This is a genomic window from Streptomyces sp. SID5785, assembly GCF_009870065.1.
Classification (GTDB): domain Bacteria; phylum Actinomycetota; class Actinomycetes; order Streptomycetales; family Streptomycetaceae; genus Streptomyces.
Genome location: NZ_WWIA01000402.1, coordinates 1 through 9,962 on the forward strand (window position 1 = coordinate 1; position 9,962 = coordinate 9,962).

Genomic DNA, 9,962 nt, shown 5'->3' on the forward strand with positions numbered 1-9,962 from the left:
ACGACCGGCGCCGGGTCGCCCTGGACCGGGACGCGCAGCACGGTGCCGCAGTCGCAGCCCAGCTCCGGGCGGGGCCAGCGGTCGTGCCGGCCGCACACCGGGCAGCGCAGGGTCACCCAGTCGTCGGCCCAGGTCCGCTCGCTCACCGGCTCCGCGGCGGCGTCGCGCAGCACGGGCGGCGCCACGGGAGCCCCGCACGCACAGGGCAGCACGGGCGGCGCGAACAGGTGCTCACGCCGGCAGGCGGGACAGCTCACCCGTACCGGATCGGCCATGACCCACCCCCTCCGTCCCCTCCGTGAGTCTCATCATCCACCTTGACGGCCTCCGAGACCCCCCTCTACATTGCTTCCATATAGCAGAACCTAGTTTCCGCATTATGGAAATACAGAGCATGCTCAGCAGGACCCGGACTTCAGAGCTCGCCGCGGGGCGCGACGGGAGCGCGAATCCGACAGCCGGACACAGAGACAGCAGTCACAGCACAAGTCGGGAGCACTCATGGCTCGTATGACCGCCGCCCGCGCGGCCGTTGAGATCCTCAAGCGCGAAGGCGTCACCAACGCGTTCGGCGTGCCCGGTGCCGCCATCAACCCCTTCTACAAGGACATGAAGGCCAGCGGTGGCATCGACCACACGCTCGCCCGTCACGTCGAGGGCGCCTCGCACATGGCCGAGGGCTACACCCGGGCCAACCCGGGGAACATCGGCGTGTGCATCGGCACCTCGGGCCCCGCCGGCACCGACATGATCACCGGCCTCTACTCCGCGATCGGTGACTCGATCCCGATCCTGTGCATCACGGGCCAGGCGCCCACCCACGTGATCCACAAGGAGGACTTCCAGGCCGTCGACATCGCCTCGATCGCCAAGCCCGTCACCAAGATGGCCGTGACCGTCCTGGAGGCCGCGCAGGTCCCCGGCGTCTTCCAGCAGGCCTTCCACCTGATGCGCTCCGGCCGCCCCGGCCCGGTCCTCATCGACCTGCCGATCGACGTCCAGCAGACCGAGATCGAGTTCGACCCGGAGACGTACGAGCCGCTGCCGGTCTACAAGCCGACCGCGACCCGGGCCCAGATCGAGAAGGCGATCGGCTTCCTCCTGGAGTCCGAGAAGCCGCTCATCATCGCCGGCGGCGGCATCATCAACGCCGACGCGAGCGACCTGCTGGTCGAGTTCGCCGAGATCACCGGCACGCCCGTCGTGCCCACCCTGATGGGCTGGGGCACGATCCCCGACGACCACGACCTGAACGCGGGCATGGTCGGCCAGCAGACCGGCCACCGCTACGGCAACGCCACTTTCCTGGAGTCGGACTTCGTCCTCGGCATCGGCAACCGCTGGGCCAACCGTCACACCGGCTACAAGCTCGACGTCTACCAGGGCGAGCGGAAGTTCGTGCACGTCGACATCGAGCCCACCCAGATCGGCAAGATCTTCGCGCCGGACTACGGGATCGCCTCCGACGCCAAGGCCGCGCTGGAGCTGTTCGTCGAGGTCGCCAAGGAGCTCAAGGCCGCCGGGAAGCTCCCCGACCGCTCGGCCTGGATCGCCTCCCACCTGGAGCGCAAGGAGACGCTCCAGCGCCGCACGCACTTCGACAACATCCCCATGAAGCCGCAGCGCGTCTACGAGGAGATGAACAAGGCGTTCGGCAAGGACACGCGCTACGTGACGACCATCGGTCTGTCGCAGATCGCGGGCGCCCAGATGCTGCACGTCTACAAGCCGCGCCACTGGATCAACTGCGGCCAGGCCGGCCCGCTGGGCTGGACCATCCCGGCCGCGCTCGGCGTCGCCAAGGCCGACCCGGACACCCAGGTCGTCGCCCTCTCCGGTGACTACGACTTCCAGTTCATGATCGAGGAGCTGGCCGTCGGTGCGCAGCACCGCATCCCGTACGTCCACGTCCTGGTCAACAACGCCTACCTGGGCCTGATCCGCCAGGCGCAGATCGGTCTGGACATCAACTTCCAGGTCAACCTGGAGTTCGAGAACCAGAACAGCCCGGAGCTCGGCGTCTACGGCGTCGATCACGTCAAGGTCGCCGAGGGTCTCGGCTGCAAGGCGATCCGCGTGACGGACCCGAGCGAGCTCGGCGAGGCCCTGGAGCGGGCCAAGAAGCTCGCGCAGGAGCACCAGGTGCCGGTGGTCGTCGAGGCGATCCTGGAGCGCATCACGAACATCGCGATGAGCAAGACCGCCGACATCTCCGACGTGTCGGAGTTCGAGGAGCTCGCGACGGAGCCCGGCCACGCGCCGACGGCGATCCGTCCGCTGAAGGTCTGACACGCGACCGCTCCCGCGGGGGCGGCAGGTCACAGGGGTGGGCCCCGGTTCCGTGGAACCGGGGCCCACCCCTGTTCGCTCCGTGACACCTCACGGGCGCACGACGCCGAAGTCCACGGTGACGGGCCCGGGTGCCTCCAGGACGGCGGCGGTGCGCTCGGCCTCCGCGACGAGCGCCTCGCGCTCCGCGCGGCCCGGGCTGCCGAAGGGCTGCAGGGTGAGCCGGGTGCCGTCCGGCCGCTCGTCGAGCGTCCACAGTCCGGCCAGGAAGCCGTCCGCGAGATAGGTCAGATAGGCGGTGTTGACCTGCCAGTTGCGGCCCCGGTCCGCCTCGTGGACGACCCGCGTGCGGTCGGCGTGGGACAGCAGCAGATTGTCGAACTCGGCGAGCAGCCGGGGCGGCGCGGGCGTGTCCTCGTCGGGGCGCGGCGCGTCGGGCAGGTCGAACAGCTCGACACCCTGCTCGTCGCGGAACGTCACGAGGCGCGGGCGCAGCCGCTCGAAGGACGGCTTCGTGCGCGTGATGCCGGCCCACTGCTGGAAGTCCCGCACGGAGGCGGGGCCGAACGCGCCGAGGTAGCGCAGCACCGTCCCGTCGAGGTCGGCGTCCTCGGTGTCCGACCGGCCCAGCCAGTGCCCCGCCGTCGTCAGCCGCACCCCGCCGCTGCGCCGCCACAGCCCGCGCGGCGTCGCCTGGACCAGCGGCAGGGTGCAGCGGGCGGCGACCGACAGGGACGGCGGGTCGGCGTCCGGCCAGTACTCCCCCAGCATCTGCCTGAGCTCACGCGGGGTGCGGGGCTCCTCCTCCACGTACGGGCGCGCCAGGGCGGCGAGCCGGTCGAGGTCCACGCCGTCCAGCCCCTTGCGGAACTGCCGCAGCTCCCGCTCCAGGCCGGGCTGGGACAGCCGACGCAGCGTCATGCAGTCGTCGGCGGTGTGCAGATGGAGCGTGCCGCGCATCGTGACGATCCGTGCGACGCGCCGCTCCTCCAGGGCCGTGGACAGGTCCGCCGGGGTGAAGCCGTCGAGCCGGGCGGCGAGCGCGAGGTACGGCGGCCGGACCTCCTGTCCCTGGAGTCCGACCAGATGCGCGACGGCCGCGTCGACGCCCAACGGACTGCGTTGCAGCAGGAGTTGACGCTCCAGGGTGGCCCGTCCGAGAGCGCGGGCAGTGATCGGCTTCGTCGTCATACCGGGACCGTAGCGGGTCAGTAGGTCAGATCGTGTCCGCTTTGGCTCCGGAGTCCGGCACCGGGACGTGACGGCCGACCGGGGAGGCGGCAGCCGGGCGGAAGCGGTGCAGCAGCGGGCCGGTCATGGCGGTCGTGACGAGTGCCATCAAGGCCATGACCGTGAACAGCTGCGGACCGATGAGGCCCACGTCGCGGCCGATGCCGAGGATCACCAGTTCGGTGAGGCCACGGGTGTTCATGAGAGCACCGAACAGACCGGCCTCCCTCCACGGCATTCCCCACAGGCGGGCGCCGACCGCCGCACCGGTGAACTTGCCGATGACGGCGACCGATACGACCAGTGCCAGCATCACGAAGCCGGTCGCGCCGAGACTGCCGACGTCGACGGACAGACCGGTGACCACGAAGTAGACGGGCAGCAGGATCTTCGCGGCGTGGCCCAGGGGGACCGCCACGCTCGCGCGCACGGCGTGCCGGCTGTCGCGCGGCATGGCCAGGCCGAAGGCGAACGCTCCGAAGAGGGCGTGGATGCCGATCGCCGTCGTGGCCACGGAGGCCAGCAGTACTCCGGCGGTGAGCCCCGCCGACAAGGCGGAGGGGGGCGCGTCCCGGACGCAGCGGGCCAGCAGGGGACGGACGAGAAGCACCATGGCCGCGACGAAGACCCCGGTCAGCGCGAGGACCGTGACGGCGTCCGCGGCCCTGCCCGAACCGGCCAGGGCCACGGGCAGGGGCAGCACGCACCAGGCCGCGACGTCGCCGACGGCGGCACAGGACAGGGCCAGGTGGCCGGCTCTCGTGTCGCCGATCTGCCGGTCCTTCAGGATGCGCGCCAGGACCGGGAAGGCGGTGACGGAGAACGCGGTGGCCAGGTAGAGCACGAAGGCGGCGCGGCCGGTGCGGTGGGGGCCGAAGGGGCCGTGCAGGGTCATGGCGGTCGCGGCGCCGAGGCAGAACGGCGTCAGCATGGCGGCGGCGGCCAGGGAGGTCAGCGCTGTCCCGCGGCCGCGCAGGCGGCGCAGGTCCATGTCCCACCCGGCCAGGAACATGAAGAGGACCAGGCCGATCTGGGCGATCCCGGACAGCACGGGGCGGGCCTGCGCGGGAAAGAGATGATCGGACAGGTGGCCCGGGAGCAGTCCGAGGAGACTGGGCCCGAGCATGATGCCCGCGGTGATCTCGGCGATGACCGGTGGCTGGAGCAGCCGGCGCGCGAGGGGGACGAGTGCGGCGCCGGCGAGCAGCACGATCGCGACGTCGGCCAGAACGATCGCCTCGGTGGACAGCGCAAAGGCGTTGCTCATCGCTCCTCCATGGCGGTTGCCGCGTCCGGTACAGGCCGACGCCCCCGGCCGGGCGGGGCCAGGGGCGTCGGTGGACTCGTGGCCGGGTCAGCCGTGGTGCTCGGCGGCCTCGAGGGTGAGGGGATGGGTGGCCAGGGGAGTCACCTGGAGATCCGCGTACGGGCGGATGGGCAGGGACGCCAGCACCTTCTCCAGTTCGTCCGCGTCGGCGGCCGACCAGATGCCGACGTTGCCGCGCTGGCCGGGCACGCGCCAGATGTGCTTCAGGACACCGGCGGCGATGAGTTCGTGGGCGTGCGCGTGCTCACGCTTGACGACGTCGTCGCGCTCCTGCGTGGGCAGGTCGTACACCCGGGAACCGTCGAGATGGATCATGAAGTCCATTGCAGTGCTCCTTCAGTCGGTCGGTCGGTGGACCGCGCGGATCGTCGCGCGGCCGGTGGCGGTGCGGGCCGCCCGCTCAGTTCGTTCGTGTCTCGTCCGGACGGGCGGCGAGCGGGTCGGCCGTCGCCATCGCGGGTTCCGGCTCCGGTGCGTCGGCGTGCTGATGACCGGCGGGCAGGAAGCGGACGACCCCCAGCGTGGTGGCGACCAGCAGTGCGGCCCCGATGACGAGGCTGACGCGCATGCCGGTCATGAAGTGCGCCGAGTCGGCGATCAGCGCGCCCAGCAGCGCCACACCGATGGCCCCGCCGAACTGCCGCGCCGCACTGAGCACTCCCGACGCCAGGCCCGCCCTCTCGTGCGGCACGGATTCGAGCATGGCCGTGGTCAGCGGCGGGATCGCCAGTCCTCCGCCGATGCCCAACGGGACGAGCAGCGCCAGGAGGAGCGGCGTCGGGGTGTCCTCGGTGACGAAGAGCAGGCCGAGGATGCCCAGCGTCTGGATGACCTGACCGATGATCAGCGGGCGCCGCGGACCGTGGCGGTTGGTGAGCTTGCCCGCCAGCAGGTTGACCAGCGTGGTGAAGGCCGTCATCGGGATGAACATGACGCCGGCCATGAGCGCCGATGCTCCACGATGCTCCTGGAAGAAGATCGTGAAGACGAAGACCAGGCCGTAGTACCCCAGATTGAGCGCCAGGCCCGTGCTGGTGCACACGGCCACCGCGGGGTTGCGGAACAAGGTCAGGGGCACGGCCGGATTGCTCTGGCGGGACTCGGCGGCCAGGAACACCCCCGCGGCGACGACCGCGACGACGAAGCCGCCGATGGTGGCCGGGGCCGCCCAGCCGCTGGAGCCCCCGTTGATCACCGCGAAGACCAGGGCCGCGAGCGCGAGGACCGCCGTGATCTGGCCGACCGGGTCCATCGGCGCCTGTCCGCGCGCGGATCGCGGGGCGCGCAGCATGCCGACGAGCGCGACGATGCCCACGGGGATGTTGATGAAGAAGATCCACCGCCAGCCGAGTCCGGTGGTCAGGGCGCCGCCGACGACGGGCCCCGCGGCGACGGCGGCCCCGCCGCCCGCTGTCCACCAGGCGATTCCGCGCGCCCTGAGCGAGGGGTCGTCGTAGGCCTGACGCACCAGAGCGAGCGAGGCGGGCATCATCACCGCCGCTCCGGCGCCCTGGACGGCCCGCGCGATGATCAGCACGTCCAGGCTGGGGGCGAGCCCGCACACGGCGGACATCAGGGTGAACACGGTCAGACCGATCGAGAACGCCCTGCTGGCACCGATGCGGTCCGAGATCGCGCCCGCCGAGAGCAGCAGCGCGGCGAACAGCAACGTGTAGGCCGTCACCACCCATTGCAGCGCCGAGACCTGGCCGTCCCACTGCTCACCGATGCTCGGCAGCGCGACGTTCACCACGGTCGTGTCCAGCGTGATCACGAAGAACGCGAGGCACGCCACGAGGACGGTGGCGTTGGGACTCAGACCCGGCCGCGGGCCGGCCTCCACTGCCCCGGAGGGAGAGCCTGCGGCACTTCGCCTGCTCACAGCGTCCTTTCGAAGTGGGCCCGCACGGAGTCCAGCGCCGGGCCGACCGTCGGTTCCTGGTCGTAGAAGTCGAACTGGGAGCCCGTGGTCCAGCGCAGCTCCTTGGGCACGGTCAGGGCCTCGTGGAAACGGCGGGCGCCGTCGGGCACGGCGGCGTCCGGGCTGTGCAGCATGAACGTGGGGGCCGTGCAGTCGGGGGCCACCGCGATGGGGTCGAAGGTCAGCCACTGCGGCCAGCTCATGACGGCGAACCGGTTGCCCCACTCGGGGACGGCGCCCCGGTCGGCCTGCAGGTAGTAGTCGAACGGGCCGTACATGGCGGCTCGTTCGTCGGTGTCGCTGGCCGCCGGGATGTAGTCGACCTCGCCGGTCGCCTCGAACTTCTCGCGCGCCGCCTCGCCCAGGTCCATCCGCTCGCGAATCCCGTCCGGGCCGCCGTAGATGTCCTGCACCAGCGAAGCGTCGTGCAGCCAGGGCGCCACCATGGCGACCGAGCGGATCTGCGGGCTGCGGGTGCCGGCGACCGCGATGTACCCGGCGCCCGCGCAGATGCCGAGCGCACCGACGCGGGAGGCGTCGACGTCGGACCGGGACTTCAGATAGTCGACGGCATTGAGGATGTCCGTGATTTTGCGCTCCGGCGACTCGAAGCTGCGCGGGTCGCCCTTGGACGCCCCGTATCCGCGGAAGTCGAAGGCGAGGGCGGTCAGGCCGCGTGCCGCCAGCCCGGCCGCGTAGCGGCCTGCCATCTGCTCCTTGACCGTGAGCCAGGAGCCGACGACAAGGACCGCGGGAGAGGCGTCCCCTGCCGGCTGCGAAGCCGGACGGTACAGGTCGCCGCGCAGATCGACACCTTCACTGGGGAGCACCACCCCCTCGACACGCACGTCACCGTTGGGGTTCATGAGGTCTCCCTTCCAGGTAGCGCCAGCGCCGGACGCGCTTCGCCACATCATGCTAACCAAGTTGATTGACTCGATGTCAAGCAGTGAGTCATTTCAGCATGATCCCATATGACTTCCTTGTTGACATCCCGGCGACGGCGCGGTCACTCTCGACCGATCACCGAACAAGGAGACGAAGATGACGCAGGGTCAGCTCGCCCCGCCGCGCGACGCCCAGGCAGTGGGCCGCTACTTCCTGGACCAGATCGGCGGTGGACAGCTCGAAGCGGCGTTCGCCTGCCTGGCCGACGACGTCGTGATGGAGATGCCGTTCGCCCCTCCGGGCAGCCCCACCCGCCTCGAGGGGGCCGAGGCGCTGCGCAGCCTCTACACGGGGGTGGTCGGCGCCGCCGAGTCCATCGAACTGCCGGTCAGTTCGACCCGGCCCTTCGCCGACCCCGAGTGGGCGCTGGTGGAGTACACGGGGCGGATCGTGCAGCCCGGCGGGCAGGAGTACACGAACGTCTACCACGGTCTGTTCCGCGTGGTGGACGGCCGGATAAAGCTCTTCCGGGAGCTGTACGACACCTACCGGTTCGCCGAGCAGGTCCCCCTCGAAGCGCGTCGGGCCATGTTCCCGACCACCGACGAGGGGTGAGCGCGGTGCCGGAGACCACCGCCCGTTCCCTCGGTGTGGGAGTGCCCCTGTCCGGAGCCTGGGCGACTCCCGACACCCAGGTACGCGTCGCTCAGCAGGCCGAGGCGCTCGGCTATCGATCGCTGTGGACCTTCACCCGCCTGCTCTTCCCGCTGGAGAGCAACGACGCCGAGTGGTCGTCCGACTTCCAGCCCGCCTTCCACCACGGGGTGGCGGAACCCCTCGTCACACTCGGCTTCCTGGCCGGACAGACCGAGCGGATACGCCTCGGGGTGTCCGTGCTCAACGCCCCCTTCTTCGCCCCCGCGGTCCTGGCCAAGCAGCTCATCCAGCTCGACCGGGTCTCGGGCGGACGACTCGACGCGGGCCTGGCGCAGGGCTGGTCCGAGGAGGAGTTCCGGGCCGTCGGCCTGCCCATGGAGCGACGGGTGGCCCGCACGCTGGAGTACGTGGAGGTGCTGCGCCGCATGTGGGAGCAGGACCAGGCGGAGTTCCAGGGCGAGTTCACCGAGTTGCCCCGCACGCTCGTGCGCCCGCGGCCGGTCCAGCCGGCCTTCCCGCTGCTGCTGGGCGGCTCCACCGAGAAGGCGTGGGCACGAGCGGGGCGCCAGGCGCAGGGCTGGGTCAGCCCCGGCTTCGTCACCGTGGCGGAGGTCGCGGGCGCCGCGTCGGGTGTCCGCGCGGCGGCCGAGCGTGCCGGCCGGCACGGTGACGACCTGCGCATCGTCGTGCGGGCGACCGTCTTCCTCGGCGACGCGCTCGGCGCGGGCCGCTCTCCCTTCAACGGCTCGATCGGCCAGATCCGCTCGGACATCGAGGAGATGTACGACGCGGGAGCCACCGAGATCTTCCTCGACTTCAACTTCGATCCGCGGATCGTCGGGCCCGACGCGGACCCGGCCGGCTCCCTCGGCCGCGTCGAGGAGGCACTGGGCGAGCTCGCCCCGACGCACCTCCCCCTGCCCGCGACGCTGTAGCGGCCATGCCACAGGACTTGGAGACATCATGATCGATGCGATTTCGCGGCTGGTCACCGGCTGCCGGCCCGACGGCAGTTCGGTGGTCGAGGCGAGCGGGCCGCTCGCCCCGCTGACCGTGGGCGCGCTGCCCGGCGTCGAGTTCTACCGGATCTGGGGACGCAACGAGGACGCGCCCCTGGGCGACGGCGGCACCGAGGCCGCGTTCGCCCCCTACTTCCCCGAGGTCGACGGGATGCGGTTCGTGATCCTGCGCTGGCCGCCCGAGTCCGACCGGGGGCCGGAAGGCGATCCCGGTGCGCTCGCCGCCGAGGTCGAAGAGGTCTTTCCCGGACTGCTGGGGTGCCTGACCCCGGACGACAAGGGACACCACGCGACCAGCACCGTGGACATGTCGGTCCTGCTCGAGGGTGAGCTGTGGCTTCAGCTGGAGGACGGCTCCGAGACCCGGCTGACCCCCGGGAGCTGCGTCGTCCTGCGCGGCAACCGGCACGCCTGGTCCAATCGCAGCGGCGAGCCGGCCCTGATGGCCAGTGTCTTCGTCGGCGCGAAGGCACCGGCGCACCAGGCCGCCTGAGGCCGGACGACGGTTCGGGCCGGACGGCTCTCCCGCAAGGCTTCACCCGAGGGCGCCGCCTCGTCCGCCGCACCTGCCGTGCGGACGGACGGGCGGCGCCCCTCTGCGCTGCGTGGACGCCGGCCGCCGCGCGCTCAG

The 9,962-nt window shown here is 71.3% G+C and carries 9 protein-coding genes and 1 pseudogene; 4 read left to right on the forward strand and 6 right to left on the reverse strand.

The annotated features are described in order from the left end of the window. Nucleotides 1-275: pseudogene (locus GTW43_RS13310) on the reverse strand (hypothetical protein); the annotation flags it as partial. A 226-nt stretch (nucleotides 276-501) separates the two neighbouring features. On the opposite strand from GTW43_RS13310, the gene gcl reads away from it, so the two are divergent. Further along, the gene (gcl, locus tag GTW43_RS13315) at nucleotides 502-2,289 is read left to right on the forward strand and encodes a glyoxylate carboligase (protein ID WP_202501396.1); all 1,788 of its coding nucleotides are present in this window, start codon (nucleotides 502-504) and stop codon (nucleotides 2,287-2,289) included. A gap of 90 nt (nucleotides 2,290-2,379) precedes the next feature. On the opposite strand, the gene GTW43_RS13320 is transcribed toward gcl, so the two are convergent. The 5 genes from GTW43_RS13320 to GTW43_RS13340 all read right to left on the reverse strand — a co-directional run bounded on the left by GTW43_RS13320 (nucleotide 2,380) and on the right by GTW43_RS13340 (nucleotide 7,633). Next, the gene (locus tag GTW43_RS13320) at nucleotides 2,380-3,480 is read right to left on the reverse strand and encodes a winged helix DNA-binding domain-containing protein (protein ID WP_161301876.1); all 1,101 of its coding nucleotides are present in this window, start codon (nucleotides 3,478-3,480) and stop codon (nucleotides 2,380-2,382) included. A 25-nt stretch (nucleotides 3,481-3,505) separates the two neighbouring features. Beyond that, complete coding sequence (locus GTW43_RS13325; protein WP_161301877.1) at nucleotides 3,506-4,786, reverse strand: cation:proton antiporter; 1,281 nt, start codon at nucleotides 4,784-4,786, stop codon at nucleotides 3,506-3,508. Between the two features lie 87 nt (nucleotides 4,787-4,873). Beyond that, nucleotides 4,874-5,170 (reverse strand): muconolactone Delta-isomerase family protein, encoded by a 297-nt coding sequence (locus GTW43_RS13330; RefSeq protein WP_161301878.1) that lies wholly within the window; start codon nucleotides 5,168-5,170, stop codon nucleotides 4,874-4,876. A gap of 76 nt (nucleotides 5,171-5,246) precedes the next feature. Next, a complete protein-coding gene (locus GTW43_RS13335; protein WP_343245992.1) occupies nucleotides 5,247-6,641 on the reverse strand; it encodes an MFS transporter in 1,395 nt (464 codons plus the stop codon). 83 nt (nucleotides 6,642-6,724) lie between these two features. Further along, nucleotides 6,725-7,633 carry an alpha/beta fold hydrolase gene (locus GTW43_RS13340; protein ID WP_161301880.1) on the reverse strand — a complete coding sequence of 303 codons (909 nt, stop codon included), beginning with the start codon at nucleotides 7,631-7,633 and terminating at the stop codon, nucleotides 6,725-6,727. 178 nt (nucleotides 7,634-7,811) lie between these two features. On the opposite strand from GTW43_RS13340, the gene GTW43_RS13345 reads away from it, so the two are divergent. From GTW43_RS13345 to GTW43_RS13355, 3 genes are read left to right on the forward strand one after another with little or no spacing between them, the layout of a single operon-like run. Beyond that, a complete protein-coding gene (locus GTW43_RS13345; RefSeq protein ID WP_161301881.1) occupies nucleotides 7,812-8,270 on the forward strand; it encodes a nuclear transport factor 2 family protein in 459 nt (152 codons plus the stop codon). Nucleotides 8,271-8,275: 5 nt separating this feature from the next. Beyond that, entirely contained in the window at nucleotides 8,276-9,247 is a 972-nt protein-coding gene (locus GTW43_RS13350) for a TIGR03619 family F420-dependent LLM class oxidoreductase (protein ID WP_161301882.1), read from the forward strand. Nucleotides 9,248-9,275: 28 nt separating this feature from the next. Continuing rightward, the gene (locus tag GTW43_RS13355) at nucleotides 9,276-9,824 is read left to right on the forward strand and encodes a cupin domain-containing protein (RefSeq protein ID WP_161301883.1); all 549 of its coding nucleotides are present in this window, start codon (nucleotides 9,276-9,278) and stop codon (nucleotides 9,822-9,824) included. Nucleotides 9,825-9,962 lie beyond the last annotated feature (138 nt).